General features: G+C 57.5%; 19 protein-coding genes and 2 pseudogenes. 14 read left to right on the plus strand and 7 right to left on the minus strand.

The window, feature by feature from the left end; genetic code table 11:
* Positions 1-9: 9 nt before the first annotated feature.
* The gene (gene ehuB, locus A6B35_RS33555; RefSeq protein ID WP_244426122.1) at positions 10-921 is read right to left on the minus strand and encodes an ectoine/hydroxyectoine ABC transporter substrate-binding protein EhuB; all 912 of its coding nucleotides are present in this window, start codon (positions 919-921) and stop codon (positions 10-12) included.
* A gap of 152 nt (positions 922-1,073) precedes the next feature.
* On the opposite strand from ehuB, the gene A6B35_RS33560 reads away from it, so the two are divergent.
* The 10 genes from A6B35_RS33560 (at position 1,074) to purU (ending at position 12,267) form a co-directional block, all read left to right on the plus strand.
* A complete protein-coding gene (locus A6B35_RS33560) occupies positions 1,074-2,231 on the plus strand; it encodes a M24 family metallopeptidase (protein WP_006206197.1) in 1,158 nt (385 codons plus the stop codon).
* A 69-nt stretch (positions 2,232-2,300) separates the two neighbouring features.
* Entirely contained in the window at positions 2,301-2,516 is a 216-nt protein-coding gene (locus A6B35_RS33565; RefSeq protein WP_006206196.1) for a hypothetical protein, read from the plus strand.
* Positions 2,509-3,915, plus strand: coding sequence for an amidase (locus A6B35_RS33570; protein WP_006206195.1), 1,407 nt, complete (start codon positions 2,509-2,511; stop codon positions 3,913-3,915). The genes A6B35_RS33565 and A6B35_RS33570 overlap by 8 nt, the downstream gene beginning before the upstream one ends.
* Positions 3,916-4,099: 184 nt before the next feature.
* Positions 4,100-5,338: an FAD-dependent oxidoreductase gene (locus tag A6B35_RS33575; protein WP_006206194.1), complete on the plus strand. Its 1,239-nt coding sequence runs from the start codon at positions 4,100-4,102 to the stop codon at positions 5,336-5,338.
* 10 nt (positions 5,339-5,348) lie between these two features.
* On the plus strand, positions 5,349-5,624 hold the full coding sequence (locus A6B35_RS35295; protein WP_006206193.1) for a sarcosine oxidase subunit delta: 276 nt from the start codon (positions 5,349-5,351) through the stop codon (positions 5,622-5,624).
* Positions 5,621-8,506 (plus strand): 2Fe-2S iron-sulfur cluster-binding protein, encoded by a 2,886-nt coding sequence (locus A6B35_RS37300; RefSeq protein WP_006206192.1) that lies wholly within the window; start codon positions 5,621-5,623, stop codon positions 8,504-8,506. Before A6B35_RS35295 ends, A6B35_RS37300 begins: the two co-directional genes overlap by 4 nt.
* A gap of 1 nt (position 8,507) precedes the next feature.
* On the plus strand, positions 8,508-9,137 hold the full coding sequence (locus tag A6B35_RS33585) for an aminomethyltransferase family protein (protein WP_006206191.1): 630 nt from the start codon (positions 8,508-8,510) through the stop codon (positions 9,135-9,137).
* Between the two features lie 50 nt (positions 9,138-9,187).
* The gene (locus A6B35_RS33590) at positions 9,188-10,189 is read left to right on the plus strand and encodes a threonine aldolase family protein (RefSeq protein WP_006206190.1); all 1,002 of its coding nucleotides are present in this window, start codon (positions 9,188-9,190) and stop codon (positions 10,187-10,189) included.
* Between the two features lie 33 nt (positions 10,190-10,222).
* On the plus strand, positions 10,223-11,242 hold the full coding sequence (locus tag A6B35_RS33595; RefSeq protein WP_244426123.1) for a threonine/serine dehydratase family protein: 1,020 nt from the start codon (positions 10,223-10,225) through the stop codon (positions 11,240-11,242).
* A 140-nt stretch (positions 11,243-11,382) separates the two neighbouring features.
* Entirely contained in the window at positions 11,383-12,267 is an 885-nt protein-coding gene (gene purU / locus A6B35_RS33600; protein ID WP_006206188.1) for a formyltetrahydrofolate deformylase, read from the plus strand.
* 177 nt (positions 12,268-12,444) lie between these two features.
* Here the strand turns inward: purU and A6B35_RS33605 are convergent, their stop codons facing one another.
* Entirely contained in the window at positions 12,445-13,356 is a 912-nt protein-coding gene (locus A6B35_RS33605) for a LysR substrate-binding domain-containing protein (protein ID WP_006206187.1), read from the minus strand.
* 612 nt (positions 13,357-13,968) lie between these two features.
* Here A6B35_RS33605 and A6B35_RS33610 point away from each other — a divergent pair.
* The gene (locus A6B35_RS33610) at positions 13,969-16,089 is read left to right on the plus strand and encodes an acetate--CoA ligase family protein (protein ID WP_156788648.1); all 2,121 of its coding nucleotides are present in this window, start codon (positions 13,969-13,971) and stop codon (positions 16,087-16,089) included.
* A 69-nt stretch (positions 16,090-16,158) separates the two neighbouring features.
* Here the strand turns inward: A6B35_RS33610 and A6B35_RS33615 are convergent.
* The 5 genes and pseudogenes from A6B35_RS33615 to A6B35_RS33645 all read right to left on the minus strand — a co-directional run bounded on the left by A6B35_RS33615 (position 16,159) and on the right by A6B35_RS33645 (position 22,149).
* Positions 16,159-17,350: pseudogene (locus A6B35_RS33615) on the minus strand (IS3 family transposase).
* A gap of 500 nt (positions 17,351-17,850) precedes the next feature.
* Positions 17,851-18,245 (minus strand): annotated as a pseudogene (locus tag A6B35_RS33630) (transposase); the annotation flags it as partial.
* 945 nt (positions 18,246-19,190) lie between these two features.
* On the minus strand, positions 19,191-19,991 hold the full coding sequence (gene istB, locus A6B35_RS33635; protein ID WP_006200186.1) for an IS21-like element ISSme2 family helper ATPase IstB: 801 nt from the start codon (positions 19,989-19,991) through the stop codon (positions 19,191-19,193).
* Positions 19,991-21,277: an IS21 family transposase gene (gene istA, locus A6B35_RS33640; protein WP_040582019.1), complete on the minus strand. Its 1,287-nt coding sequence runs from the start codon at positions 21,275-21,277 to the stop codon at positions 19,991-19,993. The genes istB and istA overlap by 1 nt, the downstream gene beginning before the upstream one ends.
* 197 nt (positions 21,278-21,474) lie before the next feature.
* Entirely contained in the window at positions 21,475-22,149 is a 675-nt protein-coding gene (locus tag A6B35_RS33645; RefSeq protein ID WP_006200184.1) for a GntR family transcriptional regulator, read from the minus strand.
* 410 nt (positions 22,150-22,559) lie between these two features.
* Between A6B35_RS33645 and A6B35_RS33650 the strand changes: the two genes are divergently transcribed.
* From A6B35_RS33650 to A6B35_RS33660, 3 genes are all read left to right on the plus strand, one after another.
* Positions 22,560-23,345, plus strand: a complete 786-nt coding sequence (locus A6B35_RS33650; RefSeq protein WP_006200183.1) for an amino acid ABC transporter ATP-binding protein — start codon at positions 22,560-22,562, stop codon at positions 23,343-23,345.
* 78 nt (positions 23,346-23,423) lie between these two features.
* The gene (locus A6B35_RS33655; RefSeq protein WP_006200182.1) at positions 23,424-24,209 is read left to right on the plus strand and encodes a transporter substrate-binding domain-containing protein; all 786 of its coding nucleotides are present in this window, start codon (positions 23,424-23,426) and stop codon (positions 24,207-24,209) included.
* 78 nt (positions 24,210-24,287) lie between these two features.
* Complete coding sequence (locus A6B35_RS33660; RefSeq protein WP_006200181.1) at positions 24,288-24,971, plus strand: amino acid ABC transporter permease; 684 nt, start codon at positions 24,288-24,290, stop codon at positions 24,969-24,971.
* The last annotated feature ends 5 nt before the right edge of the window (positions 24,972-24,976 follow it).

The following is a 24,976-nucleotide window of genomic DNA, read 5'->3' on the forward strand; positions in this document are numbered from 1 at the left end:
GTCTGGTTGTTACCGATTTGCGCAGGCCCATTCAGTTTTTGCGTCACCCGGAAGCTGAGCTTTTGTGTATTGAAACTTCCCTACCGCCTCAAGCATTTCCGGCGTACCGAGGTACTTTGCCTGCGCTTCGTTGTAGGCTTTAAGGAAGTCCTTGTCTTCCTTTCTGAAGGCTACCGCTACCCAATTATTAGTCCAATCAGGCAGTGCCGCCGTGTCTGTTGCCTCAATCTCCTGAGGAGCGCTGGCCGCAAGCTGTTTCATTGCGAAATCATCACCAGCGCCGACGTCAGCGCGGCCCGCTCGTACGGCAGCGAGCACTTCTGTAGGGCTGGGCACCTGGATGATCTTGCTTTCCGGAACGCCTTCCTTCAGTGCCGCGTCTACGTTGACGTAGCCGGAGACGGTGACCATCGTCGCGCCTTTCTGCTTGATATCCTGATAGGTCTGGATCCCCTTTGGATTGCCCTTTTTGACGATGAACGAGTCACCAAATTTTCCCATAGGCTCCGCAAAACTTACGTTTTTGCAGCGAGCGCCGGTAATGTACATGCCGCCTGTAATGACGTCGAAGCGGCCAGCTTGCACACCCGGTATCAGACCGCCCCATTCAGTCACTACCGGCTCGATATTGGTATAGCCCATGGACTTGAGTACGCCGACCGCAATTGCGTTCGCGAACCCTAGAGGCTCGTTCTTATCTCCCGGGTAAGCCCAAGGGATTTCGTGAGCAAAGCCAATACGGATTGGTTTTCCCGCTGCGGCACGATCCGTCAACTCGTCAGCATGGGTATGAGCGACGCCCGCGATTAGAGCAGCAGCAGCGGCGATTGCAGCCAAGATGTTTTTCATTTCCTGTGTTCCCTTTGATTTTGGGTTAGCGCCAAATTCGCGCGAATGGTATACCATTTGGTCAGCGGTCATGCAAATTGAATATTCGCAATCGCGCGTTTTCCCCGCATAGTGGGGCTATCGGGCGGGAATTTCAAAAATTCCTCTTGTGATTTTTCGCTCCTGCCGGTACGAAAGGTATACCTCAGCGAGGCGCTGTAACTTTTGCAAAAACCGAGGCAGACATGACGTACCTATCGCCCTTTCCAAAAGCCGAACTTGATCGCCGCATTGCAAGCGCGCGTAAGGCGCTCGAGGCAAACCACCTCGATGGCATCGCGATTTCCGTTCCCGAAAACATCTATTACCTTACCGGGCTCGACCACTGGGGCTTCTTCGCGGCACATGTGCTCGTGCTGAATCAAAGTGGAGAAATGGCTCTTTGCTGCCGCGCGATGGAGCGGATAACGGTTGAGAACCAGGTCAACAACGCGCGCTTCTACGGGCATAAGGATCACGAGGAGCTCTCGGATTATGTTCATCAAGCCATGAAGGATCTGGGCCTGCTCGGTGCCATCGTTGGCATTGAGAAGCGCAGCCTTTTCCTCACGCCTCGACACGCGGAGCGCATTCAAGATGACCGTTCGGGTGTAAAGTGGGTGGACGCTTCCGGAATTCTCGATGACCTGCGTCTCGTGAAGTCGCCCCTTGAAATAGAATATACCCGGAAGGCGGCTCATGCAGTGGATCTTGGGACGTTGGCCGCCGTGGCAGCGATACGGGACGGCGGGTCGGACTACGAAGTCGCGGCGGCCTACCACAACAAGATGATCCTCGAGGGCAGCGAATACCCTGGTTTCGGCCCGTTCATCCGCCCGACTAGCCGCCTGGGTGAAGAGCACACCACTTGGCGTGGTGAGGTATTCCGGAACGGAGATGCCGTCTTTCTTGAAACCTGCGCATCATACCGCAAGTACCAGTCTCCAATGGGCAGGCTTGTTTATGTCGGCAGCGCACCGAAGGGTGTCGAAGAGTCAGCGGAACTCGCTGTTCGCGGCATGAAGGCGATCTGCAAAGCCCTTCGTCCGGGTGCCGATGCGGGTGACGCCTATGAGGCTTGGCATGAAGTGGCGGCAAGCGGGGGCCTTGTCGACTACCATCGCCATCATTGCGGTTACCTCGTAGGTATTGGTTTCCCTCCCAGCTGGACGGGCGGGTCCATGGTGACGAGCCTTTTCCCGAAATCGACCCGCAAGATTGAAGTCGGCATGGTTGTTCATGCCCATTCCTGGTTTACCAACACAAAAGTCGCAGATTATTTCATCTCCAATACCGTGTTGGTGACCGAGAATGGCGGCGAGATATTGACAAATAAGACGCCAGAGACCCCGATCATTCGTTGATGACTCACAAGCGTGCGCTGCTGGTCGAATGTCGGCGCACGCTGTTCTTGATCATTCTCCGAGGGCATCATGCAAAGACTTAAAAAAGCAACGCTGACCGGCATATGCGCCCAGATGGCATCGCATGGTTGGTCGGAAGAGGAAATAAACGAGCTGGTCGATCCCAGGTTGGGGCTCATTACCGGGTTTCAAGATCTGTTGAATGAGCTTGAACAGCTGAGGAAAATCGACCTGGGGACCACGCCACCGGCTATGAGCGTCCAAGGCGCAGACAGGCATGAGTAACAATATCGCATTTCAAAGCGTCAAGAACCTGAGGTCGATGCTTCAGCGCGGGGAGGTAACCCCAGTCGAGCTTGTGGATACATTCGCCGAGAGGATCGAACGACACAATCCACAATCAAAGGCGTTCATCACGACGACGATTGATACTGCGCGAGAACAGGCGTCGCGGCTCTCGCGTGGTGATTTGAACGGCTCCTCGTTCGCCGGAATTCCGTATGCCTCCAAGGACTTGTTCGACGTGCAGGGTGTTCGAACGTCCGCCGGGTCGCGGGCCTTCCACGACAGGATTGCCAAAAAGGATGCGTTCGCAATCGCCAAGCTGCGGGCAGCTCAGGCGGTTAGTCTTGGCAAGACGAACCTGCATGAATTCGCATACGGCGCAACGGGCGAGAACGAGGTTTATGGGACGGCCGTTAACGCTTACGATCCGACGCGTCTTGCGGGTGGCTCGTCGAGCGGCTCAGCGGCCGCGGTGGCTTTTGGTCTCGTGCCGGCGGCACTTGGGACGGACACCGGTGGCTCCGTCCGAGCGCCTGCGGCTTTGAACGGGCTTGTCGGCTTTAAGCCTACGATCGGACGTGTCCCCACTTCGGGAGTGGTGCCGTATTGCTGGACGCTGGATCACGTCGGGTTGATGACGCGCACGATTGCCGATTGCGCCGATCTGCTGACCATCGTGTCAGGCTACGATCCCAGCGATCCCGCGTCAGTCAATCGGACCGTTGAAAATTACCCTGAAGCGCTCGATCAGGACATCTCAGGATTGCGCGTCGGTATTCCGAGCAACTTCTACTACGAGCGTGCGGACGACGAAATCCTCGAGGCTCTTGAACGGGTGAAAGAGTATCTCGTTGCAAACGGCGCAAAGCTTATGCCGGTGACATTTCCGGATATGGAACATAGCCGCACAGTCTCCCTCACCGTGCAGATGCCTGAAGCGCTCAGTGCGCATTCGGCTTATTTGCAGGAGCGCGGCGACCTTTATTCCGCGGATTTCCGTGCTGGTTTGGCGTTGGGGCAGTGCATTCTGGCGGAGCACTATGTCAAAGCGAAGCGGTTCATCGAGATCTACCGACAACAGACGAATAGGCTTTTTGACCAAGTCGATCTGATCCTCACCCCCGCGACGCCCGAAATCGCCCAGAAAGTGGGCACCGTCAAGGTGACACGAAACGGAGTCAACGAAGCGATCGGCAACGCGATCACCCGGTTCACGACATTTTTCAATATGACCGGTCACCCGGCGCTGGCAATGCCATGCGCGATGCATACGCAGGGTCTCCCGATCGCGCTGCAATTGGTGGGCCGGTATTTTGACGAGATGACTGTCTTGCGTGCCGCACACGCAATTGAGCGAAGCGACCAGTTCTCAATTCCGCTGCCGAAAGTAGACGTCTGAGATGGCACATAACGTCCCGAAGATATGGCTGCTCACGACGTTTTGCCGAACCTGGAAAGGCTGCGCGGATGCGCATCGCATCGCATATGATTGGACCGCGCTTTGACCAAACGACGGTTATTGGCATCGCTCCTGCAAGCGAGCAAAGCGTCCATTTCCCGGCCGCGCTCCTAGAGGGAGAAATATGGTGTTTGCGCTTCTAAAGTACGGCTTTTCAAGACGTTATCCCGAACGCGATGAGATACCGCGCACTCCGGATCTACAATCCCACTACGACGTTGTCATCATCGGCGGCGGTGGTCATGGAGCCTCATTGGCTTACCATCTGGCGAAGCACCATGGGATCACCAACGTCGCAATTCTGGAGAAGGGTTATCTTGGAGGCGGCAACACCGCGCGCAACACCACGGTGATCCGCTCGAACTACACGGATCAGCGCTCAATACGGTTCTATGCGAAGGCCCTGAGACTTTACGAATCCCTGGCCAATGAGCTCGATTACAACATGATGTATTCCCGCCGGGGACAGCTCACGTTGTCCCATTCGGACGGCGTTTCGCGATCGCTTCGCCTGCGCGCCGACGCCGGCGTCTTTTGTGGTGAGGCTAACGAGATTGTTGATCGCCAGCAGATCAGAAGCTTAGTGCCTTCGCTCAATCTCGATATCAAGGGTATGCCCATCCTTTGCGGTCTTTGGCACCCAAGCGCGGCCATCGCGCGTCACGACGCAGTCGTGTGGGGATATGCCATCCGCGCGTGTGAGCGTGGGGTCGAGCTTCATCAAAGGACGGAAGTCTTGGGGATGGAACTCTCCGGGAATAGAGTCACACGCCTGCGCACAAATCGCGGGGATGTTTCAGCCGGGACCGTGGTGCAGTGCGTCGCCGGTTACTCCTCGGTCGTAGCAAAGATGGCCGGTTTGAAGCTGCCGATCCGCAGCTATCCACTTCAGGCAATGGTGACGCACCCTGTCAAACCCTTCTTGGATCCGATGGTGTCGTCAACCGCTCTGCATTGCTACGTTTCGCAATCGGCGAGAGGCGAACTCGTCATCGGTGGCGGCTCGGACCCATACGAGCTTTACAACACACGCTCGACCTTGGAGCTCAAGGAAAGTCTTGCTGCTTCGGCGTTGGAGATGTTCCCGTTCATTGGCGAACTCAAGATCTTGCGCCAGTGGGCCGGGATCACAGATATGACGCCGGACTACAGTCCGATCATGGGTCAGGGTCCGCTCTCGAACTATTGGCTGGACGCAGGCTGGGGCACCTGGGGCTTCAAGGCGACCCCGGCCAGCGGGTTCTTCTTGGCGAAGGCCATTTCGGAAAACCGCATCCCTGACGAGATCAGGCCATTTCAGTTGAGCCGATTCCACAGTTTCGATCTGGTCAACGAGATGGGCGCTACCGCTGCAAGCCATTGAGGACCCGATCGTGAAGTTGATGACATGCCCTCTGAACGGGCCACGCAACATAACCGAGTTCCAGTGCCATGGAGAGGTGCATCGGCAACCTGAGCCGTCCGGCGCGAGCGACCACGAGTGGGCCGAGTACGTCTGGATGTCCAACAATACGGCGGGCGTCGTGCGTGAATGGTGGTGTCACACACCAACAAACTTCTGGTTCCTGGCGGAGCGCAACACAGTCACGGATGAGATTCTGGCTACATTTCCTGTACCGGCAGATGGACCTTCAGGAGAAGCGTCATGAATAGCGCGACGCTACGCAAGGGGCTGCTAATTGACGCATCGAGAAAACTCAAGTTCACGTTCGATGGGCGAGAGTATGAAGGCGTAGCCGGGGATACAATCGCGTCGGCGCTTGCGGCTAACGGCGAATGGATATTGTCACGGTCATTCAAGTATCACCGACCACGCGGTATCCTGACCATGGCCGCTCAAGACGCGAACACCCTAGTTCAAATCGGAAACGAGGTAAGCGTCTTTGCCGATCGTCATCCTATATCGGACGGTCTGGCGGTACGGGCCCAAAATGTTGGCAATTCGGCACGCAGGGATAGCGGGTTCGTCATGAACAGGCTTTCGCGCTTCATGCCGGTCGGATTTTACTATCGAACATTCTATAAGCCCAAAGGAATATGGGAGAAGGTGTGGGAGCCCATCATTAGGGCCAAAGCTGGGCTGGGTAAGCTCGACGTCACCAAACCCACCCAAGGGTATTACGACAAGGCCTATGGCTGGTACGACGTGGTCGTCGTCGGTGCAGGGCCCGCCGGTATGGCGGCGGCGATTGCCGCGGCTGATGCGGGCGCATCAGTCTTGCTGGTGGACGAGAACCAACGGATAGGCGGAGCGCTGAATTATGCGCGACTGGCAACCGAAAGGGACCTTGTCAGCGAGGTCAAGGGCCACAGCAAAATCGAGATCTGGACCGACGCGATCTGCAATGCATGGTATGCTGATAACTGGCTGCCGGTAATTCGCGGTAACCGATTATACAAGGTGCGGGCCAAACAGGTCATTTTGGCGACCGGGCTCATAGAGCAGCCGTCACAGTTTCGCAACAATGACTTGCCCGGCATCATGCAGGGCTCGGCGGCTCAACGGCTCATTCGGCTGTTCGGTGTGAAGCCTGGAAATCGTGCAGTGATACTCGCTGCCAACGATGACGCCTATGGCGTGGCGCTTGACCTTCTTGAAGCCGGCGTCGACCTGGCGGCAATTTGCGATCTCCGTAAGGCCGGCCACCACGGACCGTTGCGTTCGGAGATAACGCAACGAAAGGTCTCAATTCTGGATGGATGGTGCCTCCATGAGGCACAACCGGAAAAGGGGCATTCGCATGTCCGTGGGGTAGAGCTTGCCGAAATCGATGCGGAGGGCACTGCAGGCAGGAGGCGCCGAAGGATCAATTGTGACCTGGTCTGCATGTCAGTCGGCTATGTTCCCGCCTATCAGCTACCACTGCAGGCGGGTGGCAAGCTCGCTTACGATGACGTGGCCGCGCAGTTCACCATCGACGGGCAGGGCAAAGGCGTTCTGCTTGCCGGATCGGTCGACGGGTTTTTCGACCTGGACGGTTGCATAGCTCATGGCACGGGTCAGGGCTGGACGGCCGCGATCAATTGCGGCTATCAAAGCAAACGTCGGCCAGCGCTTCCAGTTCGGGATCGAGGTTCCCCAAATCATCCTTGCCCGATCTTCCCGCATCCGAAGGGAATGGACTTTGTCGACTTTGACGAAGACCTTCAGGTCAAGGACATCAAGAACGCGATTGCGGACGGGTACCGCGAGCTTGAACTCGTAAAGCGGTTTTCGACCGTCGGCATGGGGCCAAGTCAAGGCCGGCATGCTGCTCTGGCGGCGGCTATGCTCGTATCGAAATACACAAATCGGACAATAAGTGAGGTGGGCGTCACCACCACCCGGCCGCCGGTTACAACGGAAAAAATCGCGACTTTGGCTGGTCGAAAGTTCACGCCATTTCGTCAAACACCGATGCATGAACAGCATACCGCTCAAGGAGCAGCATGGCTGCTTGCGGGAAACTGGCTGCGCCCCGCCTACTATGGTCATGAACGCGATGCCAAGAGGCTCATCGCCGAAGAGGTTGTGAACGCAAGAAACAACGTAGGCATGATCGATGTCTCGACTTTGGGAGGGTTAGATGTGCGGGGGCCCGATGCGGCCGAATTTCTAAATCGCATGTACACGTTTGCCTATGTGAAGCTGCCCGTTGGCAAGACCCGTTACCTGCTTATGACAAATGAGGCGGGGACGGTCGTTGATGACGGTGTCGCGTGTCGGCGCGGCGAAAACTATTTCTATGTCACGGCGACCACCACGGGCGTGGATCGAATATACCGCAACATGCTGTGGTGGAACACCCAGTGGCGACTCGACGTGGATATCGCGAATGTTACGGCCGCTTATGCGGGGGTTAACCTAGCAGGACCTAATGCCCGCAAGGTACTTGCGCGACTTAACCACGACATTGCCTTATCGCCGCAAGACTTCCCATATCTGGCTTACCGTGAAGGGACCGTAGCGGGTATCCCCGCACGGGTGTTCCGAGTGGGTTTCATCGGCGAGCTTGGTTACGAAATACATGTACCCTCACGGTTCGCATCAGAACTCTGGCGTGCCATTGGCGATGCAGGGAAAGAATTTGGTATTCGCCCGTTTGGCCTTGAAGCTCAGCGGCTCATGCGGCTCGAAAAGGGGCATGTGATTATCGGTCAAGACACTGACGGCATGACCACGCCTGAAGAGCTCGATATGAGCTGGGCAGTCGCTAACTCGAAGCCCTTTTTCATTGGAAAGCGCAGTCTGGAGATCCGCAACAAGACGTTGTCGAGCCGAAAACTGGTCGGGTTTGTGCTCGACAGGATGCCGACGGCTGGGCTCCAGGAGTCTAATCTGGTTGTGAAGAATGGATCCATAGCCGGGTTCATCACCTCAATCGCTTTTTCGCCGACTTTGGGACGAGTCATCGGTCTGGCCTATGCCGACCGCTTGGACGCCGATCTTGGAAGCCGAATTGTGCTGCGTGCAAGTGACGGAAGCGAGCACCATGCGCGAGTTGCTTCCCCTCATTTCTACGATCCCGAAAACCTGCGGCAGGAGATGTAAGGTGGCCGCTATTGCTAGAAGTCCGTTCGCTCATCGCTTGACCGGCGCGGGTCAGACTCCGCAGAACGAGAACGTCGTCATCCGTGACCTGTCGAGGCTGCCTCGGATCGGCTTCAAGGGTAACGGGACGACGAAATGGCTGAGCTCGAAGGTCAGCGCCGTCCCGGACATTCCCAACAAAGCCATCGCCCTGTCCGATGGCGCTCTCATCGCGCGGCTCGGTAAGGAAGAGTACCTCGTCCTGCCTGACCCGGACGCGGTAGGTAATGTGTGCCGCGACCTGGAGGCAAGCTGGAATGCCGACGATGCCAGAGGTGAGCGCCGAATAGGCTACCCGCTTCCCCGTGCCGACAGCCATAGTTGGCTCCATCTAGAGGGCAGGTGTATTGCGCAGATGATGGCGAAGATTTGCGGTGTGGATTTGCGCAGCGAACGGCTTCTCCAAGGTGAGGTCGTACAAACGGTCGTAGCGCGGATCAGCGCCGTTTTGATCCGCGAAATGAAAAACGATCCCTACGGCCTGCACATGCTGACTGATTTCGCCTCAGCCGACTACCTATGGGATGTGCTCCAGGATGCTTCCACTGAATTTGGCGGCGGCTTTTCCTGGGAACGGGAGGATCTAAAATAGCAACCTATCACTTCAATTCAGACAATGGCGCGCCTGTCTGCGAACAGGTGATGAACGCGCTCGTCAACTGCAACCGAGGCGTTGAGGTGGCCTACGGCGCAGATCGATTCACCGCAACCTTGGCACAGGTCTATTCGACCTTTTTTGAGCGTGAAACCTTCATTTTTCCGGTGCCTACCGGCACTGCCGGAAATGGTCTTGCGCTCGGCGCCATCACGCCGTCATATGGCACGATCTTCTGCCACGAGGGTGCGCATATTGTGACGACTGAGGCTGGCGCGCCCGAGTTCTATAGCGGTGGTGGCCGCATGACTTTGCTGGCAGGTGAGCACTATAAGATATCGCCTGCCACATTAGAGGACGGCCTGCAACGTCACGGTATCGGCAACGTACATCATATGGCGGTCAGTGCGCTCAGCCTCACCCAAGCCACAGAAGCCGGAGTCGTTTATGGACTGGACGAATTACGAGCGCTGAGTGCAATAGCGCATGAAGCAGGCATGAAAGTCCATCTTGATGGGGCACGCTTGGCGAACGCCATGGTTCATCTAGGCGCAACGCCGGCCGAAATGACCTGGAAGGCTGGAGTGGACATCCTCACCTTCGGCACGATCAAGAACGGAACCATGAATGCGGAAGCGGTGATCACCTTCGATTCTGAAATCGCAAGGATACTGAGCGTCATGCACAAACGCGCCGGGCACCTGTGCTCAAAGATGCGCTACATGTCAGTGCAGCTCTTGAGCTATCTGGAGGATGAGCTCTGGCGCCGAAATGCTCTGCAGGCGAACCGAAACGCAGCACGAATAGCAGATGCTTTAAGACCGTGTGCGGGTGTTGAGCTGGTTCATCCAGTGCATATTAATGAGGTGTTCGCCATTCTGCCGCCTAGCCTTTTGCAAGCACTCCGGCACAAGGATATCCATCTAAGGCCGTGGAACTTTCAGGGCAATCGTCAAGGCTTCCGGATGGTGATGTCCTACTGCGACAGCACAGAGCAAATTCAGCGGTTTGAACAGGCCTGCTGCGAGCACGGACCTTCCAAGGCCTAGAGCCCACCCTGGGTCACCCGCTGATTGCGCGATGTGATCAACGAGCGGCAACAACATTTTAGTAGCTCCCAGTTGGAATGCAGCGCGATGCTCGAATATGGAATGATCGTTGATGCCGCCCGGGTTCTCGAAGGCGTAACACGGGTTACGCCCTTGCTCGAATCCGAACTTCTCAACCGCCGTCTTGGTTTCCGCTTCCTCGTGAAAGCCGAGTGCTTACAGCGCACCGGATCGTTCAAGATTCGTGGAGCTTACGTCAAGATCGCGTCGTTGAGCAGAAAGGAGCGCGCGGCGGGGGTCGTGGCCTTTTCATCCGGCAATCATGCTCAAGGAGTTGCGGCGGCGGCGGCGGAAATGAATGTTCCATCTACCATAGTCATGCCGCAGGATGCACCAGCCGTGAAACTGCGCAACACCGGGCAGTACGGGGCCAAGGTGATCACATATGATCGGGCAACCGGCGACAGGGCCAAGATCGCACGAGATGTGGCCGAGCAAACTGGAGCGACTTTGATTGCTCCCTATGATGATTATATCTTGATGTCGGGGCAGGGAACCGTTGCACTGGAAATCGTCGATCAGCTGGCGAAACTGAAAACGTCTGCGGACGCTTTGGTGTGCCCCGTTGGTGGCGGCGGGCTGATCGCTGGCATCGCCACCGCCATGGCGGAGTTGTCCCCGGCGACCACTATCTGCGCGGCCGAGCCGGAATATTTCGACGATACTAGGCGATCGTTGATAGCAGGCGAGCGCGTTGGAAATAGACCCGGGTACAACTCGATCTGCGACTCGATCGTAACGCAAATTCCAGGTGAGAAGACCTTTCCGATCAATCAGAAGCTAGTCTCCCAAGGCTACGCTGCGTCGGAAGCCGACGTCATTTTCGCGATGCGATTATTGGCGGATGAGATGAAGATCGTTGCCGAACCCGGCGGAGCAGCTGCCGTGGCCGCGGTCCTGTGGCACCGCGAAATATGGAGCGGCAAGACCGTCGTTGCGGTGGTATCCGGGGGAAACGTGGATCTGAGCGCCTGGCGCGAATTTCTGAGTTAACCTCCTGTCGCCGCCGGATCGCAACGTTTGTCGTGGTCGGGTGCAAAACGCCGGCCCGAAAAGCTTCGAGCAACTTTTGCGGACAACTTCCCGCCTCACGAATTGGCGGGACCTTTCCCGATAACCTGTAAAGGCAGCGAATGACCACCTTTATCCTGACGGCAACGTGTCAATCAACGCGAGGAATAGTAGCCGCCATCTCCGGCTTTCTCTGTGAAATGGGCTGCAACATCGTCGATAGTTCGCAATTCGACGATCTCAGCACTGGCCGCTTCTTCATGCGCGTCTCCTTCATATCAGAGGACGGGAAAGGAGCCGAAGCGCTTGCCGAGGGGCTAAGGCCGATCGCCGAAAAATTTCATATGGAAGCAGAGCTTCACATCCAGACGCAAAGGATGAAAGTGCTGTTGATGGTCTCGGCCTTCGGGCACTGCCTTAACGATCTTCTATACCGTTGGCGGATCGGGGCCCTGCCTATCGATATCGTCGGCGTTGTCTCGAACCACTTCGACTACCAGAAGGTGGTGGTCAACCACGATATTCCCTTCCACTACATCAAGGTGACGAAGGAGAACAAACCCCGGGCGGAGGCGCAGCTCATGGACCTTGTCGAGCAGACAAGTACCGAGCTGATCGTTCTCGCCCGCTATATGCAGGTTCTTTCAGACGCAATGTGCCGCAAGATGTCGGGCAGGATCATTAACATCCATCACTCCTTCCTGCCGAGCTTCAAGGGAGCAAACCCCTACAAACAGGCGTATGAGCGCGGTGTGAAGCTGATCGGTGCCACGGCTCATTATGTGACGCCGGATCTTGATGAGGGGCCAATCATAGAGCAGGATACGGTGCGCATCACTCACGCTCAAAGCGTGGAAGATTATGTCTCGATGGGCCGTGACGTTGAAAGTCAGGTCCTGGCGCGAGCGATCCACGCCCACATCCATCACCGCGTCTTCTTGAACGGCAACCGCACTGTCGTCTTCCCGGCGAGTCCAGGAAGCTATGCTTCGGAACGCATGGGTTGAATATGACGACAACGGCTCTCGTCGGCCCGTTCTATATCCACTCGCCAAGTTTGGTTTCTGCGCAGGACCTCTCACAAAAATAGCGCGTCCTTCGGGCCGGAGGACCGTCGCGGGGAACCTGACGGCCAGCTTTCTGCCTCGCCGATGCAAAGGCGTGCAAGAACCGGCCCGAAACGGCTAACTAGACCGCTCATCGACAGAGGTTTCCAGCAACCATGAGCGCAGCACCTCCGCCGCTGGAGAAAGTGCCTTATTGTCGCTCCACGTCACAAACCAATCTCCCGGTGCACGCATCTCAAGGTCGGTAATCCTGACTAGCTTGCCCTCATCTATCAAAGGCCTCACTAAACTATGCAATCCAATGGCAATACCCTGGTCGGCTAAGGCGGCTTGAATTGTTAAGAAGAACCTGCTGAACCTAGGGCCTCGCAGCGTTCCATGGGGTATTCCGGCGCGTCGGAACAACTCATCCCACCCCGTCCAGTCCTGATCTACCCAGTTGAAGTGCAGAAGGGGAAGATCAGGTAACGACTCGGGTGTAGCATCGCCGTGTTGCAGCAAGTATCCCGGTCCGCAAACAGGATATATTTTATCTGGAAACAGTAGTTCTGCGACTTCTCCATGCCACGAACCCAAGCCGTAACGGATACATAGGTCAACTTCTGCTCGCTTGTAATCACGCATATTACTGGACATGAGGTGGTCTACGGATATCTCGGGATATCTATGCCAGAAGTTCGGCATGCGCGGCATAATCCACATTAATCCGATGCCATCTGTGCAAGCAAGTGTGACATTCATCGGGTGAACACCGCGCTTGATCGTTCTGACAACCTGAGATGCCCTGGAAAAGCCGCTTGCGAGCACCGCGTAGAGCTCTTCGCCAGGGCTGGTAAGCAAAATCAAGGTTCTATCCCTCACAAACAGTGGAACTCCGAGATCTTCCTCAAGGGCCTTAATCTGCCGGCTGACAGCGCTCGGCGTAACGTTAAGCTCGGAAGCTGCAAGCTTGAATGACAAATGTCTTGCAGAGGCCTCAAAAGCCGCGAGAGCCGTCAATGAGGGGAGATCATAATATCGACGAACCATCAAGCATTCCCACCACACCGATTCTCGGCAACGAGGCTGAACTTGAAACTAGCATCTGCGTAAGATTTTTCCATCAGTTCGAATCCCGATGTTGGGGCATTAGTTTTTGAGCGCATCCAGCACGCGGGCGCCTTAGAAATCCGTGATGACAACGTCACATACGCAAAGGCCCTGCTGGGTGGTAAATGGGGCGCTAGCGAAGTGTTCGGAGCGGAAACCTTGAACTGGGGGCTTACGCGGTCAAGAGGGTCTAAAGCGTCTCATATGGGGATATAGTGCGGTCGGCTTTCGTCGGAGAATGCCTCGAGTCCTCCACTTTATGTTGTCAACCTCTCGACCAGGTCGCTGGCAGACCTGCTCGCCTGCTGTTGACCACAGCTTCTTCGCCTAAACATGCAACGCAAGCGCATCTCTAAAAACGCGTCAACACCCTAGAACCTCAGGTGCAAGTGGCCGGCGACGGCTAAAGCATCGCGAGCAAGGCCTTCCTCGCATAAATGTAACCTGCCGAATGATTTTATTTCGGATTCTCAGCCAAACGACTTTGCTTATAACGGTGCCTAAGAGTTTGATCTGGTGGATCATAGTCGCCAGCTCCCTGGAGTATAGGTCTTGAATATCAAAAGCGCGCATGAGAATCGACGTGAACGTCTGAAACGTATGTTGGCACCGAAAACTGCGGTTTTTGTCGGCGGGGCCGCTATGGTCTCCGGCATCGCTTATTGTCGGGCCCGTGGTTTTCGAGGAAATATCTATGTCGTGAACCCACGCCGGAGTAACCTGGCGGATATCCCCTGTTTTCCAACGTTGGCAAGTCTGCCTGAAATACCTGATCTCGCCTACGTGGCTGTACCTCGAGATAACCTTGTGAGCGTGGTGAGGGACGCTTCGGAGATCGGAGTTGGGGGGGCAATTTGCAACAGCTCCGGCTTTTCCGAAATGCACGGCGGAGAAAGATCCCAACGTGACCTGGTGGAAGCGGCAGGGGGAATGCCCATCATCGGACCAAACTGCCCTGGGGTGGGGAACTTCGTTGACCGATCCGTCTTCATGATGGACCACTTCGGTGGTTTTGGTGACGATGGTTGCGTTGCTATCATAAGTAACGGAGGAGCCTATCTTTCCGATGTTGGGTGCGCTGACAGATCGTTGCCAGTGGCATACTCGATCGGGCTCGGCAACCAGGCGATGATCAGTGCAGCCGACATGTTGGATGTCGTGCTGGATGATGACCGTGTTCGGGCCGTGAATCTCTATTTAGAAGGCATAGTGGATCCAGCGCTTCTTTCGGCGGCAGGCTTGAAAGCCGCGCGCAAAGGTATTCCGGTGGTCGTCATAAAAGGCGGTAGAACAACAGCGGGCCGTCGTGCAAGTCAGTCACACACTGCTTCGCTAGCAGGTGACGATATTGTGGCGTCAGCGCTTTTCAAGCGACTTGGTTTTGTCGAAGTCCGTACGCCCATGGAGGCGGTTGAGACATTGAAAATGCTCGTATACGCGCCAAAAGTGAGAGGACGGCGTACTGCTTTTGTGACGAGTTCGGGTTCCTATGCGGTCCTCGGGAGCGATATTGCGGAAGCAGCCGGCCTTGACTTGCAACCACCGTCCCCTGCGGCGGCGACACGGCTTGAGAAGCATCTTCCACCATTTGTTCACCCGGCCAATCCTCTCGACATATCCTCTGCCCACGGGAACGACACGGATTTTGATGTAAATCTGAGTATTTATCGCGCGTTTCTGTCCGACGACCACGACTTGGCTGTGGAGGTGATGTGCTACCCGGCTGAGGGCGAATGGGATTCCGCCGGATGGGACATCACTACGCGAGCGTTTGCACAGGCCGCGAGCGAGAGAGGCTTGCCCGCTGCGTTCGTCAACACTGTGCCGGACATGCTGCCGAAAGGCGTTCGAAACAGAATGTTAGCTGATGGATTGGTCCCGCTAATGGGCATAGACAATGGTCTGCGAGCAGTGGCGAATGCAGTGCAATTTTCGGAGCTGGCAGATACGCTTGCCAGACAGACGGATCAAGAAATCATTCTGCCGCAATGCTTATCCATCGCCAGCGCTGGAGTGGCTCTCGATGAGGCAGATGCCAAAGCCGAACTCCGGGCATCTGGTATTGCTGTGCCTCGTGGCATTGTCGTCACTGTTGAGCGAAGTGATCAATTGGCGGAGATCAATTTTCCAGTAGCAGTTAAGGCGTTGAGCGCCGGGCTCGCGCACAAAAGTGAGTTGGGAGGTGTTGCACTCAATCTCGAAACAGCTGAGGCAGCTTGGCAAAGCGTGAACGCAATGGCCATGAAATTGAGGGATAGAGCCCCGGAGCTCTGCCTTCGTGGTTTCCTGGTGGAGGAGATGGTCAAAGATGCGGTCGGGGAGCTCCTGGTTGGAATTCGTCGTGTAGATAGTTTGGGCCTAGCCCTCACCATCGGCACGGGTGGCACAGAAACCGAGTTGCTGCGCGACACTGCCACCGTTCTCTTGCCGGCTTCGCGCGAAGCCATCGCCGATGCGCTGCGAAGCCTCCGGCTGTTCCCCATGCTTTGTAGTTGGCGGGGCCGACCAAAGGGTGATGTGGAGGCCGCGATCGATGCCATCCAGAAGTTTGCCCAATTCGCGATCATAAATGAAAAGCGCTTTATAGAAGCCGAGATAAATCCGCTAATCGTTCTCCTTGAAGGGCAGGGGGTAGTTGCGGTCGACGCGGTCATGCGGCTCACACAGACATAGACTCGCCAAGGATAGAAGGACGAGCTTACTCAGGAACTTGCCGACTAGCCGTGACCTTGCCCCCAGTTTCTATCCAGTTTTGAGTTCGTTCCCGGCGTGGGTTGTGCCCTGCTGGGCGGGTGAAGCGACGGTCGCTGGTGCGGAGTCTTTGGTGTAGCGCAGCGCGAGCGACCATCGCGGATTGAAGGTGGTGGCGAACTCGGCCGGTGTCTGCCATGCGATTTGGGAGTGCGGCCGCGCGGTGTTGTAGTCGGCGCGCCACAGGGCGATGGCTACGCGCGCCTGAGCCAGCGAGGTAAACAGCGTCTCGTTGAGCAGTTCATCGCGCAGTCGGCCGTTGAAGCTCTCGATGAAGCCATTCTGCATCGGCTTGCCGGGCGCAATGTAATGCCATTCGACGCGGTTCTGACCCGCCCAGGAGAGGATGGCGTTCGAGGTGAACTCGCTGCCATTGTCGCTGACGATCATCCTCGGCCGGCCGCGCTCGGTGATGAGCCGGTCCAATTCGCGGGCAACCCGCATGCCCGAGAGAGACGTATCAACGATGAGTGCCAGGCACTCTCTCGTGCAGTCGTCGACGACGGCCAGGATGCGGAAGCGGCGCCCGTCGGTGAGCTGGTCCGATACGAAGTCAAGCGACCAGCGCTCGTCGGGCCTCAGCGGCACCAGCATTGGCGCCCTGGTCCCGATCGCCCGCTTGCGGCCGCCACGGCGGCGAACGGCGAGCTTCTCCTCCCGATAGAGCCGGAACAGCTTCTTGTGGTTCACGACCAGGCCCTCCCGCCTCAGCATCACGAGAAGACGCCGGTAGCCGAACCGGCGACGCTGCTGCGCGATCGCCTTCATCCGCTCGCGAACCTCGCGGTCGTCCGGCCTGCTGGTCTCGTAGCGAACCGTCATGCGGCAACAGCCGATGGCTTTACACGCCCGCCGTTCGCTCATCCCGAAGCCTTCCTTCAGGCGAGCGACAGCTTTTCGCTTGGCCGCGGGCGTCACCACTTCTTTCCCACGAGATCCTTCAGCGCGGCATTGTCGAGCATGGCGTCGGCCAGAAGCCGCTTCAGCCGCGTGTTCTCGTCCTCCAGCGCGCCTTCAGTCGCCGAGCCTCGGAGACATCCATCCCGCCGAAGCGGGCCTTCCAGTTGTAGATCGAGGCGTCGCTGACCCCGTGCTTGCGGCACAGATCGGCAACCGATACCCCGGCCTCATGTTCCTTCAAAATTCCGATGATCTGCTCTTCGGAGAAGCGGCTACGTTTCATGTCCTGGTCCTCTCGATGGGCCAGAACGAACTTCAAACCGGATTAAGCAAAAGGGGCAACGTCAGCCGTACTTCTCCGTCTTTGCTCGTTGATAGCTGGCTCCGGACTTTGTGCGAGGTATTTTGAAAATGGCGCGACCGAGATCATATCGTTCGAACTCGGCAAGCCGGAGAAGATCGCGGTGAGCACTCGCGAATACACAGCGCTTCGCCAACCCTCCGCCGCCGGTAGGTTCGAAGACGAGGTCATTATGCCAACATTCCTCACGCTGCGCCGCCTCGTCGCCCGCGGCTACGCTTCGCAACAAGCAGCCAGCATGCGGCGTCGGCCGACCGGGGGCAAATCAGTTAGAGTGGCCGCATCGACAAACGGTGCGGGCCATTTTCATGAGTACATGGCTGAACAGGACCGTGGCTAAGCCGATCTGCTCTGCTCGTAGGCTGTTGCTTGTGTATCGGCGTGGAATAAGGGCTCTGACGCACTTTTGGTGATGAATGACGCTAACCGGCGCCGATGACGCGCGCCTGAAGTAGGTCAAGCTTTCCTCGGCCATACATTTGGCGTTTCACGAGCTTGAGTTTGGTGATCTGGCCCTCGGTCTGGCCGTTGGACCAGGGCGAGGTGATTGCCGCGCTGACGGCCGAGCGGTCTCTAAGAACGCCGTTGGCGAACGAAGCGACCAGACTTGATCTGGCCCGCTCCAGCCAAGGTTCGAGATCGGCGAGAGTCTTCTTGCGGATCATGGCCTGGAAGCCTGCAACGATTTCCCGGGCTTCCACCAATAAAGGCACACCGACCTCGATCGTTGCGACCGTGACAGTTTCGGACTTAGTGAGGCTATCGCGACCGATGGTCATAGCCGCGCGATGGTTCGGGCCGAGGGCGCCCGGCGCAAGCCCAAGGTGATGGACGATTTGGTCGAGCCGGGCGGTTCGCCGCGCCCACGGCGCCAGAACATCCCCGTCGAAACGCTCAGCGAAGATCCGCCGGCCCCACAACACGGCCCATTGGAACCGCCGAGCCACAACGACGATCCGAACAGGCTTGCCCGCCATAGTCCGCAAGGCGCCGCTGATACCGACTGTGGATCCACTGCGACCTCGTTCCGCAGGCCGATCGCCGTACTCGCGGGACGGACCCGTGATCAACATTACCTCACCATCAACGGCGGTGTCGTCCACCACAAAGCCGCGAGGGACGAGGGACGAAGGCCGCACAGGGTCCCAATTGCGGGCCGATTGACATGTTGCTGATGTCCGAGGCGACGAACTGCTGGCAGGAAGAGGTCGGCCAACTATGGCTATCGCCCGATCGTTCCATCTTTTAATCGGGAAAGGACAGGCTGCCGGTCAGTCAGCCGTCAACGGCGGGTCCACCGCGACATGGCCAGCCACGTCAAGCTCGCCAACGCACGCAAGGAAGTCTACCGCGCGATCGATGCCAGCGCCGCCGAAAAGGTATTGGCGACGTTCTAGACCGACCCTTTGGGTAGCGTAGGATTGCATAGCTCAACGTCACTGTGTCGAATTGAGGTGGATCATCGGGATTGTCGTTGCATAGCCAAGAATCCTCTCTTCTCAAAACCCCATTCATCATCAAGGCTGCACGCAAGGCGATCCGGTGTCACGCCGGGAGGATTGCGAACACGAGCCATGATACCGGACCCCATATATGCTGATCACGGGGACAGCAGGACTGTGTAAGCCGGGCATCAAGCTCACTTCGACAGTGGCTGAAGGCTGAGCGAGGCAAGCAACTAAAGGCGGATCGTCGAAACAATCGTCGCTGTCAAGCGACACGAGGAATTGACCCCTTTGGCGACATCAGGAACTGACCCCCTTCATTGGGTTACTGTTTCGTTGGTTTCGGGCGCCGGTCCGGCCTTCTGCAGAAGGCCGGACCGGCGTTTTTCACGGAGACGGTAGCTATCGCCGCGGATAGTAATCACCGCGGAATGGTGAAGCAGGCGATCCAGGATCGCGGTTGCGACAACGGGATCTCCAAAAACGCTCCCCCATTCGCCCACCGAACGATTGGAAGTAATCAGGATCGATCCCTTCTCGTATCGGCGCGACACCAGCTGGAAGAACAGGTGAGCGGCATTGGCCTCGAAGGGAAGATAGCCGAGCTCGTCGATGATCAGCAATTTTGGACGCGATAAGATCGTCAACTGCTTGTCGAGCGAGCCGTCGCCATGGGCTTTTGCCAGCATCGCCACCAGCGTCGCCGCCGTGACGAATTGGACATTGTAATTCTGCCGGATCGCCTCGCGACCAAGGCTCACGGCAAGATGGGTCTTGCCCGTTCCCGGAGGCCCCAGCAACAAGAGCGTGTCGCCATGGGCAATCCAGCGGCAGGCCGCCAGCTCCCTGATCTGTCCTTGGTCCACCGATGGCTGCGCGTCGAAGTCGAAGCCGTCGAGTTCGCGCACGAACGGGAACTGCGCGATCTTGCTCGACATGGAGATGCGCCGCTCGTCGCGCCGTGCGATCTCGCGCGATACCAGGAAAGCCAAAGCCTCGCGCAAGGTCATCTTCGAACGGGCCGCTTCGTCCAGCAGCGTGTCGAGCTGGTCGCGTATCGCCGTCAGCTTCAGCCGATCGAGCGTTGCGATGAGCACGTCGTGATCTACGTTCGTCATCACCAACCCCCTCCAGCAACCGCCTCGTATTCCGCAAGCGGCCGCAGCAACGCGGCCGGCGCGATCTCGACCGGGTCGGCGCGTACCGAGCCTTCGAAGCCGGCAACGCCGACAAAATGCGTTCGGTCCACGATTCGTTGCCGTCGTCCTCGGCACAGCGCATGGTCGGCCACCACCTGGCCGGCATGACGGATGATCACCCGGCCTGCCAGCACCACGACCTGGACGCTCTCGCCGATCAGGCGCCAAGGGACCGAGTAGCTGTTGGTGTCGAGATCGATCGCGCAGTCGGCCTGGACCTTGCGGACCAGATCCCGCAGCTGTCCGAACGGCGCGCGTCCGGCCAGCGGGCGAAGCGCGCGAGCTTCAGCGGCAAAGCGTTCCACCGGCGCGACACCGGTCGTGCCGTGTTCGCGCTGGTCGGCGACCTCGCGCGTCCACCGGTCCAGATGCGCCTCGAACGCCGCCCAGCTCTCAAACCGGCGCCCGGCGATCGCGTTCTTCTTGACGTAGCCGACGCCGCGTTCGTCCTTCCCTTTCGTGCGCGCTCGATAGGGAGCACAGGCCCGCGGCTTGAAGCCCCAGTACCGGGCGAAGGCATGCAGCCGCGCGTTAAACCTCACCTCGCGCGTCACCGCGTCATGGTGGTCGACAAGAGCCTTCGCATTATCGATCAGGACTTCCTCCGGAATGCCCCCGAACCGCAGGAATGCGCCCTCCATCCCTTCGAACCAGTCGGCCTGGCGCTGCCTCTGCGACGCCCGGATATGCATCCGGCGCGAATAGCCAAGCGTCCCGACAAACACATGGATCCGCACCCGCTCGCCGCCGATCCAAACACGGGTATCGCCGAAGTCGATCTGCATCTGATGACCGGGCGCCGTCTCGAAGCGGACTGTCGCCCGCTTCTGCGCCTTTAGCTCCCGGCGCCAATGCTGTACCCCACGCTCCACCGAACGCAGGCTGATAACGATCCCGTGTTCGTCCGCCAACTCCTGGCGAATAACGTCCGCGTTGCCGTCGTGACGGAAAAATCGCTCCCGCAACCAATCATCAAGCCCGTCGAGCGCCGACACGCGCGGGCGACCCTGATAAGCGATGACACCGCCTTCACGAAGGTAGCGGCGAGCCGTATTGCGCGCGCAACCGAATTCCTTTGCGATCCGTTTTGCGCCCCAGCCGCATTTATGCAGGCGCACCATCGACATGACTTCCTCTGCCTGCAGCATCCCCTCTCCCTGCATCGCTCTGGACGGTGCAGGAGGCACAGAAATCTCAATCGTCATCTAGCTTCTTCCTCTCAAAAGAGAGGGGTCAGTTCTTCGTGTCGTCAGGGGGTCAATTGTGCATGTCGCCTGACAGTCGCGACAGGCCCGTCTGCCAGACACTCTGGCTTGAAGAGCCAGGGTCAATCCTGACCAGGTCTCAGCGATGTGGCTGCAGTTTCTAGGAGCGACGTCAGCCTGTTCAAAGCTGGTGCTATTCAGGGAATCGAAATAGACAACTGTCCGCTTGCGACGCTCTGCCAAACAATGGCAACGGCGGTCTGCAGGGCGTCGTGCACGGTGGTTGCCACACGCCGCGGCTCGCCTGACCGGAAGCTGTCGATCAGCTTTGTGATCTCCTCTGCTTGCAAGGAGATGAAATGATCCTTCTCGGCCGGCAGGCAAAGAAACCATATACGGCTGGCGAGATAATAGGTCTCGATCCAGTTCTTCGCCAGGAACGGGTTCGTGATCTTGTTGCAGATGATCCACCGCATATCATGGGAAATCTGAGCATATGCTTGTGGGCTGAATTCGTTCTCTAAAGCAGCATTCATGGCGTGGCACCTGTTGAGCTTTTCAATTGGTTCCTCAATATCGGTCATTGAAAGGAAATGCTCAAGCATGAGCGCGAGGTGCAGCCGATATTGTAGTAGGTGCCGCATCGACTGCAGATCAATGCTCCTCACGATGGTTCCATGCCCGATCACGGGTTGCACGAGACCCGCCAGCTCAAGCCTTTGAAGGGCTTGGCGGATTGGTGTACGGCTCACGCCAAATTCATCTGATAGCGCGACCTCTTTCAGAGCTGTGCCGGGAGGATACTCCAGAATGGAAATACGGTAGCGAAGCATTTCGAAGATTGCGCCGGTGTCAATACGCTTGGGGCGCATCCCTCCTGGGACCAAGACCGCCGCCGGCGAGATTGCCTCTCTCTTCCCAGCGCTACCTCGGCTTACTTTCCCGTCCACTTTTTGGCGCTCCCACGGCGAGTCTATGTCGTTTGAATTCACAATTCGGTTCCCATCCCGTCGTGGCTGACGTTTGTATACAGAAAAAGTGCAGTAGCGGCAGTTATTATTTTGGGGCTGTTCCCGGAGATTGCAACTCCTAGGGAGCGCGATGCGGCTAAGGCACTCACAACTCACGTCTAATCAGACCTGCGGGTTTTGTCAGCATCTCGTTGCAGGATCGTCAGCCCGTGGCGTGGCCGACACGGTTCTGCTTGCGGGATTTAGGAATCTCTTGACAGGCAACCCCGCTTACATACAAAAGAAATCCAAGTGGGATATCGAAGGTGTTTATGAAGGATTCAGAGGTAGCACCAGTCATTTTGGAGGCCCGGGGGATCACCAAGTCCTTCGGAGGTCACGAAGCACTTCGGGGCGTTGATCTAGCGGCTCACCGCGGTGACGTTGTTGCCGTGATCGGGCCATCTGGCTCAGGGAAAAGCACGTTCCTACGCTGCCTCAACTTTCTGGAGAAGCCCTCGGGAGGGCAGGTCATCCTCGATGGAGAGATCTTTGCGGCCGCTGATTTTTCTGGACGCTCCCATCAACATCGTGGACGCCTGATCAAGCTGCGCCGACGCGTCGGGATGGTTTTCCAATCCTTCAACCTCTGGCCCCACCGCACGGCCCTTGGCAACGTCATGGAGGGTCTGACGCAGGTTCTCAATATGCCGGCCAGTGAGGCGAAGGAGCGGGCGCAAGAGCTGCTTAACAAAGTCGGGTTGGCCTCACATGCCGGGCATTATCCTGCCCAGTTGTCGGGAGGACAGCAGCAACGAGTTGCCATCGCCCGCACCCTTGCGACAGAGCCCGAGGTACTGCTGTTTGACGAGCCGACGTCGGCGCTCGATCCGGAACTCGTCGGTGAGGTGCTCAGCGTTATCCAGGCGCTCGCCCGGGAGGGTAGGACGATGTTGGTGGTCACCCACGAGATCGGCTTTGCGCGCGACGTGGCGACAAAGGTGGTTTTTATGGCCGATGGCGCGGTGCAGGAGCGCGGGTCGCCCGAAGACGTGCTTCGCCAAAGCCAGTCACCAACTTTACGAGCTTTTCTTTCGCGGTTCCGACAGGAACGCTAAACCGCTCGCGGCGGGTCATCTCAAAAAAAGATCGGCCGTCATCCGCGAATGCGGCAGATAACCCAGAGGAGAACGGACATGACGATCTGGAGAAAGCGCCTGCAGGCGGCCGCAATTCTGCTTGGCTGCATCATCGCAGGGACACCGGTGAGCGCACAGCAGCAGAAATACGTGGTCGGTATGGACGCCGCCTATCCGCCTTTCGTGTCAGTGAATTCTGATGGCCAAATGATCGGATTTGAAATCGATTTCATGAACGCCCTCTGCGCCGAAATAAAGATCCAATGTGAAATTCAGAACGTGCCCTACGACGGTATTTTTGCAGCTCTGGAGGCTGGCAAGATCGATGTAATCGCTGGCGGGAATAACATTACTGACGAACGCAAGCAGAAGTATTTGATGCCTGGCCCATACCTGCGCGGCCCCTTGGCATTCATCGTTCCAGTGAGTTCGACGATCGACGGCTCCAAAGAGTCCCTAAAGGGCAAGACCGTTGGTACGGTTGGCGGCAGCGTTCAGGAAAAGTACATGCGAGAGCAAATCGGTAGGGAGACAACCGTCAAGCTGTACGACAGTATGGATGCAGCCGTGCTCGATCTGGACGCCGGCCGCGTTGATGCCGTCCTGAGCGAGGAGTTGCAGGCGCTTCCTGGTTACATTCAAGCTAAACCCGACACTTACAAGCTTGCCGGCAAGTCGATTTACGACCCGGCTTACATGGGACAAGGTAAAGGCTTGATGGTGCGGAAGACCGACGCAAGCCTGGCTGAAAACCTGCAAAAGGGCATTGATGCCATGATCGCAAATGGAAAGCTTGCTGAATTCAGCAAAAAGTGGTTCGGCAAGGCCGTGCCCGCGCGTTAAGTCGACTCCTACCTTGCTCGTGTGCGCATTTTGCGCGCACGAGCGGGCCCTTTTCACAAACCGATAGAAACGCCTCGAATGCACGCTACGCTACCATTTCTGCCTTATATCGTCGGCGGGCTAGCAGTGACGATCCTTGCGTCACTGGTGACTTTCGCGTGTGCCGTGGCGATTGGGCTGGCCGCGACGCTTTGGATGACAACGGGTCACCCAGCGGCAGGCCCAATTGTTCGCGCCTACGTGGCTATCTTTCGCAGCCTCCCCGAGCTTCTGTGCATTTTTCTCGTCTACTATGGTTGTGAAATCGCCCTGCAAAAGGCCGCAGTAAGCTTTGGTTTTAGGCCGATTCCGATTTCACCGTTTCTGGCCGTTACAGTCGCCATTGGCGTCCAGTTCGGGGCCTACAGCGTTCAGATCTTCAGTGACGCACATCGAAGCATCAATCCGGGACTCTTCGAAGCTGCCCACGCTCTCGGTCTTTCCCCGCGCAAGGTCACGACCCGCGTGGCGATTCCCCTGATTCTGCAGGCGGCGATCCCCGGGCTAAGCAATCTCTTCTCGGTTATGCTGAAAGTCTCCGCGCTGGCGTCAGTCATTGGACTAGAGGAGGTCACGCGGCGGGCCAAGATTGTGGCGGGCAGCACTCGCGAGCCATTCGCTGCTTATGCGGTCGCTGTGGTTTGCTTTCTGGTGATCGCCGCCGCAGCGGCGCTCCTGCAGGCTAGGCTGGAACGCTCCTTCCGTTCGACACGAGAGGCCTGACGACT

It is taken from the genome of Mesorhizobium amorphae CCNWGS0123, from assembly GCF_001686985.1.
In the GTDB taxonomy this organism is placed as follows: Bacteria; Pseudomonadota; Alphaproteobacteria; order Rhizobiales; family Rhizobiaceae; genus Mesorhizobium; species Mesorhizobium amorphae.